Raw genomic sequence first — 13,314 nt, 5'->3', positions numbered from 1 at the left:
CCTCGTGTGGGTCGGCTTTTTGCTGTGCCCGGCACCGGCTCGGCCTGGCAGACTGCGGCCCATGCGCTTCGGGATCCTGGGCTCCTTGGACCTCCGTACCGATGACGGCACCCCCCTCGATCCCGGCGGTCCCCGCCCCCGCGCCCTGCTCACACTCCTGCTGCTCGACGCGGGCCGCAGCGTCTCCCTCGAACAGCTGACCGACGGCCTGTACGGCGCCGAGCCGCCGGCCGGGGCCGCCAACGCGCTCCAGTCCCAGGTCTCCCGGCTGCGCCGCCGGCTGGCCCCACACGCCGGGATAGAGGCCACTCCCGTCGGCTACCGGGTCACCGCCCCGCCGGACGCCGTCGACGTCCACCGCTTCGAGCGGCCGGCGGCGCGGGGACGGACCGCTCTCGCCGCGGGGGACCCCGCGCGGGCCGCCGCCCGGCTGCGGGAGGCCCTCGCGCTCTGGCGGGGCCCGGCGCTGCCCGACCTGCCGGACGCGCACGCCGAGCGCGCCCGGCTGGACGCGCTGCGGCTGGCCGCCGTACAGGACCGGGTCGAGGCGGACCTCGCGCTCGGTGGCGGGCCGGAGCTGGTGCCCGAGCTGCGCGGCCTGCTGGCGGCGCATCCGCTCAGCGAGCGGCTGTACGGGCAGCTGATGCGGGCGCTGCACGCGGGCGGGCGGCCCGCCGAGGCGCTCACCGTGTACGAGGAGGCCCGGCGCACCCTCGCCGACGAGCTGGGCGCCGACCCCTCGGCCGAGCTCGCCGCGCTCCACCTGGAGCTGCTTCACGGCGGCGGCCCGGCGCGGCCCGCGCTGCCGGCGCAGCTCACCCGGTTCGTGGGGCGGGAGGCCGAGCACGCCCGGATCTCCGAGGCCCTGTCCGAGACCCGGCTCGTCACGCTCACCGGACCGGGCGGCGCCGGAAAGACCCGGCTGGCGATCGAGGCGGCACGCGCGCGGGCCGAGCCCTCCGGTCCCGGCGCGGCACGCACCCGCGTGGACGTGTGTTTCGTCGAGCTGGCCCCGCTCACCGAGGGGGCCCGCGTCCCGTACGCCGTCCTCACGGCGCTCGGCGTGCGCGAGGGGTTCCGCACACCCGCCGGGGACGCGACGGACCGGCTGCTGGCCGCGCTGCAGGAGCGGGAGGTGCTGCTGGTCCTCGACAACTGCGAGCACCTGGTGCAGGACACGGCCCGGCTGTCGGCGCTGCTGCTCGCGGGCTGTCCCGGGGTGCGTGTGCCGGCGACCAGCCGGGAGTCCCTCGGGATCACCGGCGAGGTCCTGGTACCGGTGCCGCCGCTGCCGCCGGATCCCGCCGCACGGCTCTTCGTGGACCGCGCGCGGGCCGTGCGGCCCGGGTTCGGGGGGCACGCGCGGGTGGCCGGCATCTGCGCGGCCCTCGACGGGCTGCCGCTGGCGATCGAGCTGGCGGCGGCCCGGCTGCGCACCCTGACCCCCGGGGAACTGGCCGACCGCCTCGACGACCGCTTCCGGCTGCTCTCCCGGGGCGACCGTTCCAAGGCACCGCGGCACCGCACCCTGCGCGCGGTCGTGGAGTGGAGCTGGGACCTGCTGGACGAGGAGGAGCGGGAGCTGGCGCGGCGGCTGACGGTGTTCGCCGGGGGCGCCACGCTGGAGGCGGTGGAGGCCGTGTGCCGGCTGCCGTACCCGGAGGACGTGCTGGCCTCCCTGGTCGAGAAGTCGTTCCTGGAGGTCTGCGAGGGCCGCTACCGCATGCTGGAGACGATCCGTGTCTTCGCGGCCGGGGAGCGCACCGGTGAGGCGGACCTGCGGGACGCGCACGCCGGCTACTTCCTGCGCCTTGCCGAGCGTGCGGAACCGTATCTGCGCGGCGGGAGCAGCTGCCCTGGCTGGCCCTGCTGGACGCCGAGCACGCCGATCTGGACGCCGCCCTGGACCACCTCACCGGCACCGACCCCGCCGCCGCCCTGCGGCTGATGGCGGCGCTGACCTGGTTCCGGCGGCTGCGCGGCCTGCACGGCGAGCAGGTGCCGCAGGCCCGTGCGCTGCTCGCGGCCGTGGGCGACGAGCCGCCCGAGGGGCTCGCCGAGGAGTACGCGCTGTGCCTGATGAACACCGTCACCGGACGGGGCGACGACCCCGCGGAGGCCGGACGCGTCACGCGCGTGGCGGCCGTGATGACGTCGCTGGCGGGGCCGTTGAGGCTGCCGTTCACGATGGTGCTGTGGTCGCTGACCGGGGGGCCGCTGTCGACGTCCCTCGACGACCATGTGCGGGTGCAGCTCGGGGACGGGGCCTGGCGGCACGCGCTGCTCGACCTCGGGTCCCGCTACCCGCGCTTCCTCGACCACTACGTGGCCGGCTTCGCGGTCCCCAACCGTCTGGGCCTGGACCGCACCGGCCGGATCTACAGCGAGCCCGGCCGCGCGGTGGCCGTCGGCAACTACGACGGCGACCCGGACCGCGCGGGGGCGATGCTGGTCTTCCGGTCCGAGCGGCTGTCGTACGACCGCCACGACATCGCCGCGCAGAAGCGGATCCTCAGGGAGCGTTTCGCGGGGATGGGCTGGGAGACGCCGCACGTCCTCGAGGCCCTCGAGGAGACCGACGACCTGTACTTCGACGCGATCGCGCAGATCCACGTCGACCGGCTCACCAAGGGCCGGGTGGCGCTGCTCGGGGACGCCGGGTACGGGGCCGACCATGGGCGGCATGGGGACGGGCGTGGCGGTCGTCGGCGCGTACGTCCTCGCCGGGGAACTGGCGCTGGCGGGCGGCGACCACCGGACCGCGTTCGCCGAGTACGAGACCCGGATCCGGTCCTTCGCCCAGGGCTGTCAGAAGATCTCCGGCAACGCGGGTCCGTTCTTCGCCCCGGCGACCGAGCGCCGCATCCGCAGCCGGGACCGGATGTACCGGCTGCTCGGTTCGCGCCTGCTGGCGGGCTTCTTCAGGAAGCTCACCGAGAAGGCCGCGACCGACATCAGGCTGAGGGCCTACCCGCCCGCCCGGGGCTGAGGTCCCAGCCGTGGTCCACGGGGCCGATCCCGCCCCCGAGCGCGAAGCCGGCGGCGATCGCCCCGGTGACGTACCGCTTGGCCGCCTTCACCGCGTCCGGCACGGACCGCCCGTGCGCGAGCTGCGACGCGATCGCGGACGCGAGGGTGCAGCCCGTGCCGTGCGTGTGCCGGTTGTCGTGCCGCGGCGCGCGCAGCCAGTGCTCCTCGGTCCCGTCCGTCAGCAAGTCGACGGCGTCACCGGGGAGATGGCCGCCCTTGATGAGCACCCACCGTGGTCCGTACGCCAGGACGGCCGCCGCCGCGTCCCGCAACTGGTCCTCCGACTCGACCTGTACGCCGGTGAGTTGGGCGACCTCGTCAAGATTCGGGGTGGCGACGGTCGCGGCCGGGAGCAGTCCGGTGCGGACGGAGTCGAGCGCGGAGGCGGCCAGCAGCGGGTCCCCGTGCTTGGAGACGCCCACCGGGTCCACGACGGCCGGGGCGTCCGTGCCGGCGATCAACTCGGCCACGGTGTCGACGAGTACGGCGGAGGAGAGCATGCCGGTCTTCACGGCCCGTACGCCGACGTCGTCCACGACACTGCGGTACTGGGCCCGCACCGCCTCCGCCGGCAGTTCCCAAACCCCCTGCACGCCGAGGGAGTTCTGTGCGGTGACCGCCGTGACGACGCTCATGCCGTGCACCCCGAGCGCCAGCATCGTCTTCAGGTCGGCCTGGATGCCCGCGCCCCCGCCGGAGTCGGAGCCGGCGACCGTCAGCACGGCGGGCTTCACGACTCCATGTCCCCGAAGTGGTCCCAGCCGCCCTGCCGGGTCCAGGGCGCCCCGTCGACGGTCACCTGGGGCAGCGCGGACGGGTTGAGGACCTCGCCGATCACCTTCCAGCGCGCGGGCAGCTTCACGTCGGGCGGGAACGTGGCCACGATCGCGTGGTCCTCTCCCCCGGTCAGCACCCACTGGATGGGGTCGACGCCGACGGCCTGCCCGATGTCGTTCATCTGGGTGGGGATGTCTATGGCGCCCGAGCGGATGTCGATACGGACCTTGCTGGCCTCGGCGATGTGCCCGAGGTCGGCGATGAGCCCGTCGCTGACGTCGCACATCGCGGTGGCGCCCAGCGCGGCGGCGGCCGGGCCCGCGTGGTACGGCGGCTCGGGGCGGCGGTGGGCCTCGACGAAGGCGCGGGGGGAACGGAAGCCCCGGGAGAGGACCGCGTACCCGGCGGCGGACCAGCCCAGCCAGCCGGTCACGGCGACGAGGTCGCCGGGCTGGGCGCCGCCCCGGGTGATCGGCTCCTGGTTGCGCAGATCGCCGAGCGCGGTGATCGACACCATGATCGTGTCGCCGCGTACGACGTCGCCGCCGACCACGGAGGCACCGGCGACCTGGCACTCGTCGCGCAGTCCGTCCATCAGCTCGCTCGCCCAGGTCACCGGTAGTTCGGCGGGCACGACGAGACCGAGCAGCAGGGCGGTCGGCACCGCGCCCATGGCGGCGATGTCGGCGAGGTTCTGGGCGGCGGCCTTGCGGCCGACGTCGTAGGCGGTGGACCAGTCGCGGCGGAAGTGCCGGCCCTCGAGCAGGATGTCGGTGCTGGCCACGACCCGGCGGTCGGGCGCGGCCACCACCGCGGCGTCGTCGCCGGGGCCGACCCGCACCGCCGAGGTGGTGGTGAGACGGGAGGTGAGCTCCCTGATGAGCCCGAACTCCCCGAGCTCACCAACAGTGCCCTTCATTGCCCTTTCGCCCCTTCTGTGCCTGTCCGTGCCCGGTCGCGCAGCACCAGTGTCCTCGATACGGTCGAAGGGGCCGACACGGCCCACCCGACCCGGACGGCCGACGTGACCGTCAACCTCTGCCATCCCTGCACCCCGGCACGGGGGCCGCGCTCCCCGCAGGTCTCCCCGCGGCGCGCGGCGACGCGATACCGTGGCGTTCCTTTTCCCCACATGATCCTCGTGGCCGCCCTGGAGGTTCCGTGGTACAGGCGTACATCCTGATCCAGACGGAGGTCGGCAAAGCGTCGACCGTCGCCGAGGAGATCAGCAAGATTCCTGGCGTGGTCCAGGCCGAGGACGTGACGGGACCGTACGACGTGATCGTGCGGGCCCAGGCCGACACGGTGGACGACCTCGGCCGGATGGTGGTCGCCAAGGTCCAGCAGGTGGACGGGATCACCCGTACCCTGACCTGCCCGGTCGTGCATCTGTAGCCCCCGTCTACCCTTGGCCGGTGAACCTTTTCCGTCACCGGCTCAGTGGTCTGCCCGCCCTCGCCCTGCTGTGTGCCGCCGCGGGCTGCTCCTCCGCAGACGACAGCGCGTCCGCGGCGGTTCCCCGTCCCGCGACCGAGGTCGCGAAACTGTGCGGGAACCTGGACGAGGCGCTGCCGTCGAAGGTGGACGGCCAAGACCGCCGGGATCCCGAGCCCGCCTCCGCGCTGACCTCGGGCTGGGGGAACCCGGCGATCATACTGCGCTGCGGTGTGGAGCGGCCCGCGAAGATGAGTGACGCGGAGGCTGACGGGGTCGAGGTGAACGGGGTGGGCTGGCTGCTGGAGGAGCAGGAGAACGGATCATTCCGCTTCACCAGCACGCTGCGCAGGGCGTACGTCGAGGTCACCATCCCCGAGGCCCGTACGGGGAACGGAATGGCCCCCCTCGTGGACCTCGCCCCCGCCGTCAGGAAGGCGATCCCCGAGGGGATCGCCGACTGACGTCTACCGCAGTCCCGTGGACCTGCTCAGTGCCGCCTGGATCAGCCTGTCCACCAGCTCCTCGTAGCTGATGCCGCTCGCCTGCCACATCGCCGGGTACATCGAGATCGGCGTGAAGCCGGGCATCGTGTTGATCTCGTTGATGACGAACTCGCCGTCCTCGGTGAGGAAGAAGTCCGCGCGGACCAGGCCCTCGCAGGAGGCCGCCTCGAAGGCGTCCACGGCGAGCCTGCGGACCTCGGCCGTCTCCTCCTCGGTGAGCGGCGCGGGGACGATGCCCGGGGTCGAGTCGATGTACTTCGCCTCGAAGTCGTAGTACGCGTGCGCGTCCGGCGGCGGGATCTCGGCCGGTACGGAGGCCCGCGGGCCGTCCTCGAACTCCAGGACGCCGCACTCGATCTCACGGCCCCGCACGGCCGCCTCGACCAGGATCTTCGGGTCGTGCCGCTTGGCCTCCTCGATCGCCTCGTCGAGCCCGGACAGGTCGTCGACCTTGGTGATGCCGATCGACGAGCCCGCGCGCGCGGGCTTCACGAACAGCGGCCAGCCGTGCTCGCCGGCGAAGTCGACGATCTTCTTGCGGGCGGCCGCCTCGTCCTGCTGCCACTCACGCGGCCGGATCACCACATACGGGCCGACCTTGAGCCCGAAGGAGGTGAACACCCGCTTCATGTACTCCTTGTCCTGGCCGACGGCCGAGGCGAGCACTCCCGAGCCGACGTAGGGGACACCGGAGAGCTCCAGCAGGCCCTGCAGGGTGCCGTCCTCGCCGTAGGGGCCGTGCAGGACGGGGAAGACCACGTCGACCTCGCCGAGCGCCTTGGGCACCGATCCCGGCTCGCTGTAGACGACTTCGCGGTTCGCGGGGTCGACGGGAAGCACCACGCCGCCCTCCTGCGACTCGGCGAGCGCGTCGATGTCGGGCGTACGGCGGTCGGTGATCGCCATGCGCTCCGGGTCGTCGGCGATGAGGGCCCAGCGCCCGTCCCGGGTGATGCCGATCGGCAGGACCTCGTACTTGGTCCGGTCGATGGCCTTCAGGACGGCGCCGGCGGTGACCACGGAGATCCCGTGTTCGGAGCTGCGGCCACCGGACACGACGGCCACACGCGGCTTGCGCGACGGCTGCTCGGGGCTCTGGGGGAGGTTCTCGGTGCTCATATCGGCTTGAGAGTACCCGGTGGCCGGGGCGGGAGTCAGCGGCCACCCGCCGGGTTCGCTCAGCGTCGTTCGGGCTTCGCGCTGCGCGACATCAGCTCCTTGAGCGCGACCACCGGAGGCTTGCCCTCGTGGACGATGTCCACGACCGTCTCGGTGATCGGCATGTCGACGCCGTGCCGGCGGGCCAGATCCGCCACGGACTCGCAGGACTTGACGCCCTCGGCGGTCTGCCGGGTGACGGCGATGGTCTCCTGGAGGGTCATGCCCTTGCCCAGGTTGGTGCCGAAGGTGTGGTTGCGGGACAGCGGCGAGGAGCAGGTGGCCACCAGGTCGCCCAGGCCGGCGAGTCCGGCGAAGGTGAGCGGGTCGGCGCCCATGGCGAGGCCCAGCCGGGTGGTCTCGGCGAGGCCGCGGGTGATCAGGGAGCCCTTGGCGTTGTCACCGAGACCCATGCCGTCCGCGATGCCGACGGCCAGGCCGATGACGTTCTTCACCGCGCCGCCCAGCTCGCAGCCCACCACGTCGGTGTTGGTGTACGGGCGGAAGTACGGCGTGTGGCAGGCGGCCTGGAGCCGCCGGGCGACGCCCTCGTCGGTGCAGGCGACCACGGCGGCGGCCGGCATGCGGGAGGCGATCTCCCGGGCGAGGTTGGGCCCGGTGACGACGGCGACGCGGTCCCGGCCGACCTTGGCGACGTCCTCGATCACCTCGCTCATCCGCATGGTCGTACCGAGTTCGACGCCCTTCATCAGGGAGACGAGGACGGTGTCCGGGGCGAGCAGGGGGGACCACTCGGCGAGGTTGGCGCGCAGGGTCTGGGAGGGCACCGACAGGACCGTGTAGTCGGCGCCGGCGGCGGCCTCGGCGGGGTCCGTCGTGGCCCGCAGGTTCTCCGGGAGCTCGATGCCGGGGAAGTAGTCGGGGTTGGCGCGGCTGGTGTTGATCGCCTCGGCCACCTCCGGGCGGCGCGCCCACAGGGTGACCTCGCACCCCGCGTCGGCGAGCACCATGCCGAAGGCCGTCCCCCATGAACCGGCACTGAAGACGGCCGCCTTGACGGGCTTGCTCACTTGCTCTTCTCCCCCTCGGGACGGGTCCGCACACCGGTCTCCGCCTCGGTCCGGCGCCGCTGCTCGATCCGCTCGCGGCGCGGGTCGTAGGGCGTGTCGGGCGCCTTCTCGCCGCGGATCTCCTCCAGCTGGCGGGTGATGGCGGCCATGATGACCTCGGTCGCCTCCTTCAGGAGCTCCGGGGTCATCTCCTTGTCGTAGAAACGCGTCAGGTCGACGGGCGGGCCCGCGAGCACGCGGTGGGTCTTGCGCGGAAGGAGGCTGGGCTTCTTGGCGTACGGCGGCAGCAGTTCGTTGGCGCCCCACTGGGCGACCGGGATCACCGGGCACTTGGTCTGCAGGGCGACGCGCGCGGCACCGGTCTTGGCGGTCATCGGCCAGCCGTCCGGGTCGCGGGTGAGGGTGCCCTCGGGGTAGAACGCGACGCACTCACCCCGCTCCACGGCGTCGATCGCGGCCCGGAAGGCGCTGAGCGCGTCCGTGGACTCGCGGTAGACGGGGATCTGTCCGGTGCCGCGCATCGCGGCGCCCACGAAGCCGTCCTTGAACAGCGCGCTCTTCGCCAGGAAGCGCGGCACTCGCCCGGTGTTGTACTGGAAGTGCGCGTACGCGAAGGGATCGGCGTGCGAATTGTGGTTCACCGCGGTGATGAATCCACCCTCGGCCGGAATGTGCTCCATTCCACGCCAGTCCCGCTTGATCAGAACCACCAGCGGTGGTTTGCAGAGGACCGCTGCGAAGCGGTACCAGAAGCCGATTCTGCGGCGGGGCACGCGGACACCTTCCTCTAGGGTTCCCAGGCTTCCCTTCGGGGCTGGGGACGCACAAGTGTCGCCCCGGGCCGCCGGTCTGTCGAGAACACCGTACGCCCGCCCGCCCGGCCGGCGGAGGGGCCGGGTGACAATGGCCGCGAGAAGAGAGGGGCGGTACGCCGGTGCAGTGGAGCGTGGTCATACCCCTGAAGCCCTTGGCGCTGGCCAAGAGCAGGCTCGCGGACACCGCCGCCGACGGTCTGCGCCCGGGCCTCGCCCTCGCCTTCGCCGAGGACACGGTGGCGGCCGCGCTGGCCTGCGCCGCGGTGGGGGATGTGGTGGTCGTCACGGACGACACGCTGGCCGGGCACACCCTGGCGGCGCTCGGCGCCCGCGTCGTCCCCGACGGGCCCGGCGCGGGCCTGAACGCGGCACTGGCGTACGGCGCCGCCGCCGTGCGCCGCACGCGTCCCGACGCCGCGGTGGCGGCACTCAACGCGGATCTGCCCGCCCTGCGCCCGCCGGAATTGAGCCGGGTCCTGAACGCGGCCGCGGAATTCCCCCGCGCTTTTCTCGCCGACGCGGCGGCAATCGGCACCACACTTCTCGCGGTTTCCCCCGGCCGTGAATTGCTCCCGGCATTCGGCCCGGATTCCCGCTCCCGTCATCGCGCCTCGGGCGCCGCGGAACTCATCCTGACGGCGGTCGATTCCGTGCGCCAGGACGTGGACACCGGGGAGGATCTGCGGGCGGCGCTGTCCCTGGGCGTGGGGCCCCGGACGGCCGCGGCGGCGGCGCGGCTGCTGGGCCTGTCCGGCGAACCGGGCCGCAGGAGGGCGGCGGCCCCCGGGTCCGGGCAGTAGGCTGCGCCTCATGCAGGCGACCGCATACACGTACGACCCCGACACGCACAGCGGGCAGGTGCTGCTGGACGACGGCACTCCGGTGCCCTTCGACGCGCCCGCGTTCGACGCGGGCGGGCTGCGACTGCTGCGGCCGGGGCAGCGGGTGAGGATCGAGACCGAGGGCGAAGGGGACGCCCGGCGCATCACTCTGGTCACCCTGCACACGTTCTGAGCGGCACGGCGGCGCACCCGGGCACCCGGAATCCGGGAAGCGGGCCGGACACGCCGCGGGCCGGACTCCGAGAGGGAGTCCGGCCCGGCGCGTGAGTGCCCTCGCCGCCGTAGGCGTCCTACGACTGGCGGGCCGTGGCCTTCTTGGCGGTGGTCTTGCGCGCGGTCGACTTCTTGGCGGGGGCCTTCTTGGCCGTCGCCTTCTTCGCCGGGGTGGTCTTCTTCGCCGTGGCCGACTTGGCGGTGGTGGTCTTCTTGGCGGCCGCCGTCGTCTTCTTGGCGGTCGTCTTCTTCGCGGTGGTCTTCTTCGCGGTGGCCGTGGTCTTCTTCGCGGCGGCCGTCGTCTTCTTCGCGGGGGTGGCCTTCTTCGCGGCGGCGGTCTTGGTGGTGGCCTTCTTCGCGGCGGCCTTCTTGACCGTCGCGGAGGCGCCTCCGGACAGGCTGCCCTTGGGGGCCTTCTTGACGGCGACCTCGCCGCCGCGCGGCAGCTTCTTGGAGCCGCTCACCAGGTCCTTGAAGCCCTGGCCTGCGCGGAAGCGCGGCACGGACGTCTTCTTGACCCGAACCCGCTCGCCCGTCTGGGGGTTGCGAGCGTAGCGGGCCGGCCGGTCGACCTTCTCGAACGAACCGAAGCCGGTGACCGAGACCCGGTCCCCCGCGACGGTCGCGCGGACGATGGCGTCCAGGACCGCGTCGACCGCGTCGGCGGCCTGCTGTCGGCCGCCGAGCTTGTCGGCAATCGCTTCTACGAGCTGCGCCTTGTTCACGTCTTCCCCTTCGGAGACATCGCCAGAACGAAAGTGTTCAAGCTTTTTCGCACGTTAGGCAGATATATACCGCAAATCAAACACGAAACGGGCTAATCACCCTTGTGCCGCAACGAACTCGGCTGCTTTGGAGGCGATCAACGCTCCTCTTCGGGCATTCGCCCTTCGTCGAGGTCCCTCATGAACCCCTCCAGACGCCTTGTCGCATCGGCGAGATCGTGCTTGGCCGCGGCCGTAATGACCAGCAGCTTCCGGGTCAGCGCCATCCGTACGCCCTCCGGGACTTGCAGTGCGCGCACGGCTGCGTGCGCTTCCTTGAGTTGGTTCGCGACCGCCGTATAGAGCTCGAGTTGGCCGTCGTGTTCCATGCACAGATTGTGCCATCTGGGGCGAGTTGTCGCCCGCCCAGGGGGCAACTGACGCCTCAAACGGCCGTCCGGGCACCGACGGAGGCCACGTCCACACAGGGCGCGTACCCCGGCAACCACCGCCCTAACGTGGGAAGTTGGGAGGTCGGACGACGCTTCGCGGCCGCGCGGGACCCCAGACACGCCTGTACCCCCGATCGGACCGATCGGGGGTACAGGAGGGGTGTTGGGCTGGCCGAATCTCGACTTGCGCCGGGGCCGCGGCTCAGACCGGGAGCGTCCTCGGCTTGTACGACGGACGCTTGGCCTCGTAAGCGGCGATGTCCGCCTCGTTCTGGAGGGTGATGGAGATGTCGTCCAGGCCGTTCAGCAGCCGCCAGCGGGAGTTCTCGTCCAGCTCGAAGGAGGCGGTGATGCCCTCGGCGCGCACCTCACGCGCCTCGAGGTCCACCGTGACCTCTGCGGTGGGGTCCTTCTCCGTGAGCTCCCACAGCGCGTCCACGATCTTCTGCTCCAGGACCACCGTGAGCAGGCCGTTCTTCAGCGAGTTGCCGCGGAAGATGTCGGCGAAGCGGGAGGAGATCACGGCCTTGAAGCCGTAGTTCTGCAGCGCCCAGACGGCGTGCTCACGGGAGGAGCCGGTGCCGAAGTCGGGGCCGGCGACCAGGACGGTCGCACCCTGCCGCTCGGGACGGTTGAGGATGAACGTCCCGTCCTTGCGCCAGGCCTCGAACAGACCGTCCTCGAACCCGTCCCGCGTGACCTTCTTGAGCCAGTGAGCAGGGATGATCTGGTCGGTGTCGACGTTGGAGCGGCGCAGCGGGACGGCCCGGCCGGTGTGCGTGGTGAATGCTTCCATGACTGATCAGACTCCAGCGGGCGCGGGGGTGTCGGCGGACAGGTCGGCCGGGGAGGCCAGGTGACCGAGGACGGCCGTGGCGGCCGCGACCTGCGGCGACACCAGGTGCGTACGACCGCCCTTGCCCTGCCGGCCCTCGAAGTTGCGGTTGGAGGTGGAGGCGGAGCGCTCACCGGGGGCCAGCTGGTCGGGGTTCATGCCCAGGCACATCGAGCAGCCCGCGTGCCGCCATTCGGCGCCGGCCTCCTTGAAGACCACGTCGAGGCCCTCGGAGACGGCCTGCAGACCGACCCGCGCGGAGCCCGGCACGACCAGCATCCGTACGCCGTCGGCGACTTTGCGGCTCCGGAGGATGTCCGCGGCGGCGCGCAGGTCCTCGATGCGGCCGTTGGTGCAGGAGCCTACGAAGACGGTGTCCACCTTGATGGAGCGCAGCGGCTGTCCGGCCTCCAACCCCATGTACTCCAGGGCCTTTTCGGCGGCGAAGCGCTCCGAAGCGTCTTCGTACGAAGCCGGGTCGGGGACGTCCGCCGAAAGCGGCGCGCCCTGGCCGGGGTTGGTGCCCCAGGTGACGAACGGCGAGAGCGCGGCGGCGTCGATGCGGACCTCGGCGTCGAAGACCGCGTCCTCGTCCGTCTTCAGGGTCTTCCAGTACGCGACGGCGGCGTCCCAGTCCTCGCCCTCGGGGGCGTGCGGACGGCCCTCGAGGTACGCGAAGGTGGTCTCGTCGGGAGCGATCATGCCCGCGCGGGCGCCGGCCTCGATCGACATGTTGCAGATGGTCATCCGGGCCTCCATCGAGAGCTTCTCGATGGCGGAGCCGCGGTACTCCAGGATGTAGCCCTGGCCGCCGCCCGTACCGATCTTGGCGATGATCGCCAGGATCAGGTCCTTGGCGGTGACGCCCTCGGGCAGTTCGCCGTCGACCGTGATGGCCATGGTCTTGGGGCGGGCCAGCGGCAGCGTCTGGGTGGCCAGCACGTGCTCGACCTGCGAGGTGCCGATGCCGAACGCCAGCGCGCCGAAGGCACCGTGCGTGGAGGTGTGGGAGTCGCCGCAGACCACGGTGGTGCCGGGCTGGGTCAGACCCAGCTGGGGGCCCACGACGTGGACGACGCCCTGCTCGACGTCGCCGAGCGGGTGCAGCCGGACGCCGAACTCGGCGCAGTTCTTGCGCAGCGTCTCCAGCTGGGCCCGGGAGACCGGGTCGGCGATCGGCTTGTCGATGTCGAGGGTGGGGGTGTTGTGGTCCTCGGTCGCGATGGTGAGGTCGAGACGCCGCACCGGGCGGCCGTTCTGCCGCAGGCCGTCGAAGGCCTGGGGGCTGGTCACCTCGTGCAGCAGGTGCAGATCGATGAAGAGGAGGTCGGGCTCGCCCTCGGCGCGCCGGACGACGTGGTCGTCCCAGACCTTCTCCGCGAGTGTCCTACCCATCGCTTTCCCTCCGGCCGGCAATGACGCACCGGCCCAACTAGAGATCTTGTGGAGGCGACGCCCACGGCCCCTGTTCCCGGGCACCCGCCGCCAGGCCCGCTGGTCTCCGGGCCGCCATGCGT

Annotated in this window: 14 protein-coding genes and 1 pseudogene; 6 read left to right on the top strand and 9 right to left on the bottom strand. The window is 72.2% G+C overall.

The genetic code is table 11. From position 1 onward, the window contains the following. The first annotated feature begins 61 nt into the window (after window positions 1-61). On the top strand, window positions 62-1,948 hold the full coding sequence (locus ACFY30_RS26060) for a BTAD domain-containing putative transcriptional regulator (RefSeq protein WP_390847543.1): 1,887 nt from the start codon (window positions 62-64) through the stop codon (window positions 1,946-1,948). A gap of 347 nt (window positions 1,949-2,295) precedes the next feature. After that, window positions 2,296-2,989, top strand: a pseudogene (locus tag ACFY30_RS26055) (FAD-dependent oxidoreductase); the annotation flags it as partial. On the opposite strand, the gene thiD reads toward ACFY30_RS26055, so the two are convergent. Beyond that, window positions 2,955-3,764 (bottom strand): bifunctional hydroxymethylpyrimidine kinase/phosphomethylpyrimidine kinase, encoded by an 810-nt coding sequence (gene thiD / locus ACFY30_RS26050; RefSeq protein WP_390847542.1) that lies wholly within the window; start codon window positions 3,762-3,764, stop codon window positions 2,955-2,957. The pseudogene ACFY30_RS26055 and the gene thiD overlap by 35 nt on opposite strands. Further along, window positions 3,761-4,726, bottom strand: coding sequence for a thiamine-phosphate kinase (locus ACFY30_RS26045; RefSeq protein WP_390661336.1), 966 nt, complete (start codon window positions 4,724-4,726; stop codon window positions 3,761-3,763). Before ACFY30_RS26045 ends, thiD begins: the two co-directional genes overlap by 4 nt. A 242-nt stretch (window positions 4,727-4,968) precedes the next feature. Between ACFY30_RS26045 and ACFY30_RS26040 the strand changes: the two genes are divergently transcribed. Both ACFY30_RS26040 and ACFY30_RS26035 read left to right on the top strand, forming a co-directional pair. Further along, entirely contained in the window at window positions 4,969-5,202 is a 234-nt protein-coding gene (locus ACFY30_RS26040) for an Lrp/AsnC family transcriptional regulator (RefSeq protein WP_079659261.1), read from the top strand. Between the two features lie 20 nt (window positions 5,203-5,222). After that, window positions 5,223-5,705 carry a DUF3515 domain-containing protein gene (locus ACFY30_RS26035; protein ID WP_390847541.1) on the top strand — a complete coding sequence of 161 codons (483 nt, stop codon included), beginning with the start codon at window positions 5,223-5,225 and terminating at the stop codon, window positions 5,703-5,705. 3 nt (window positions 5,706-5,708) lie between these two features. Here ACFY30_RS26035 and ACFY30_RS26030 read toward each other — a convergent pair whose 3' ends face one another. The 3 genes from ACFY30_RS26030 to ACFY30_RS26020 are packed head-to-tail and all read right to left on the bottom strand — an operon-like array spanning window position 5,709 to window position 8,709. Then, window positions 5,709-6,866, bottom strand: a complete 1,158-nt coding sequence (locus tag ACFY30_RS26030) for a D-alanine--D-alanine ligase family protein (RefSeq protein WP_390847540.1) — start codon at window positions 6,864-6,866, stop codon at window positions 5,709-5,711. A 59-nt stretch (window positions 6,867-6,925) separates the two neighbouring features. Then, complete coding sequence (locus ACFY30_RS26025) at window positions 6,926-7,936, bottom strand: NAD(P)H-dependent glycerol-3-phosphate dehydrogenase (protein ID WP_390661339.1); 1,011 nt, start codon at window positions 7,934-7,936, stop codon at window positions 6,926-6,928. Continuing rightward, entirely contained in the window at window positions 7,933-8,709 is a 777-nt protein-coding gene (locus ACFY30_RS26020) for a lysophospholipid acyltransferase family protein (RefSeq protein WP_390847539.1), read from the bottom strand. The genes ACFY30_RS26025 and ACFY30_RS26020 overlap by 4 nt, the downstream gene beginning before the upstream one ends. Window positions 8,710-8,870: 161 nt before the next feature. Here ACFY30_RS26020 and cofC point away from each other — a divergent pair, with 161 nt between their 5' ends. Both cofC and ACFY30_RS26010 read left to right on the top strand, forming a co-directional pair. Beyond that, window positions 8,871-9,551: a 2-phospho-L-lactate guanylyltransferase gene (cofC, locus tag ACFY30_RS26015; protein WP_390847538.1), complete on the top strand. Its 681-nt coding sequence runs from the start codon at window positions 8,871-8,873 to the stop codon at window positions 9,549-9,551. 10 nt (window positions 9,552-9,561) lie between these two features. Beyond that, window positions 9,562-9,765: a hypothetical protein gene (locus tag ACFY30_RS26010; RefSeq protein ID WP_390847537.1), complete on the top strand. Its 204-nt coding sequence runs from the start codon at window positions 9,562-9,564 to the stop codon at window positions 9,763-9,765. Between the two features lie 118 nt (window positions 9,766-9,883). Here the strand turns inward: ACFY30_RS26010 and ACFY30_RS26005 are convergent, their stop codons facing one another. From ACFY30_RS26005 to leuC, 4 genes are all read right to left on the bottom strand, one after another. Then, window positions 9,884-10,531, bottom strand: coding sequence for an HU family DNA-binding protein (locus ACFY30_RS26005; protein ID WP_390661343.1), 648 nt, complete (start codon window positions 10,529-10,531; stop codon window positions 9,884-9,886). A 137-nt stretch (window positions 10,532-10,668) separates the two neighbouring features. Further along, complete coding sequence (locus ACFY30_RS26000; RefSeq protein WP_390661344.1) at window positions 10,669-10,899, bottom strand: hypothetical protein; 231 nt, start codon at window positions 10,897-10,899, stop codon at window positions 10,669-10,671. Window positions 10,900-11,164: 265 nt separating this feature from the next. Then, window positions 11,165-11,758, bottom strand: a complete 594-nt coding sequence (gene leuD / locus ACFY30_RS25995) for a 3-isopropylmalate dehydratase small subunit (protein ID WP_390847536.1) — start codon at window positions 11,756-11,758, stop codon at window positions 11,165-11,167. Between the two features lie 6 nt (window positions 11,759-11,764). Continuing rightward, entirely contained in the window at window positions 11,765-13,192 is a 1,428-nt protein-coding gene (gene leuC, locus ACFY30_RS25990) for a 3-isopropylmalate dehydratase large subunit (protein ID WP_390847535.1), read from the bottom strand. Between the last annotated feature and the right edge of the window lie 122 nt (window positions 13,193-13,314).

Origin of the sequence: Streptomyces sp. NPDC000345 (assembly GCF_042898825.1) — a bacterium.
Taxonomy (GTDB): domain Bacteria; phylum Actinomycetota; class Actinomycetes; order Streptomycetales; family Streptomycetaceae; genus Streptomyces.
This window is presented reverse-complemented; position numbering and strand designations above follow the sequence as displayed.

What these genes read in the sequence shown, in the direction of transcription:
- ACFY30_RS26060 (WP_390847543.1), top strand. Translation starts at nt 62, where the DNA reads ATGCGCTTCGGGATCCTGGGCTCCTTGGACCTCCGTACCGATGACGGC.
- ACFY30_RS26045 (WP_390661336.1), bottom strand. Translation starts at nt 4,726, where the DNA reads ATGAAGGGCACTGTTGGTGAGCTCGGGGAGTTCGGGCTCATCAGGGAG.
- ACFY30_RS26030 (WP_390847540.1), bottom strand. Translation starts at nt 6,866, where the DNA reads ATGAGCACCGAGAACCTCCCCCAGAGCCCCGAGCAGCCGTCGCGCAAG.
- ACFY30_RS26010 (WP_390847537.1), top strand. Translation starts at nt 9,562, where the DNA reads ATGCAGGCGACCGCATACACGTACGACCCCGACACGCACAGCGGGCAG.
- ACFY30_RS26000 (WP_390661344.1), bottom strand. Translation starts at nt 10,899, where the DNA reads ATGGAACACGACGGCCAACTCGAGCTCTATACGGCGGTCGCGAACCAA.
- leuD (WP_390847536.1), bottom strand. Translation starts at nt 11,758, where the DNA reads ATGGAAGCATTCACCACGCACACCGGCCGGGCCGTCCCGCTGCGCCGC.
- leuC (WP_390847535.1), bottom strand. Translation starts at nt 13,192, where the DNA reads ATGGGTAGGACACTCGCGGAGAAGGTCTGGGACGACCACGTCGTCCGG.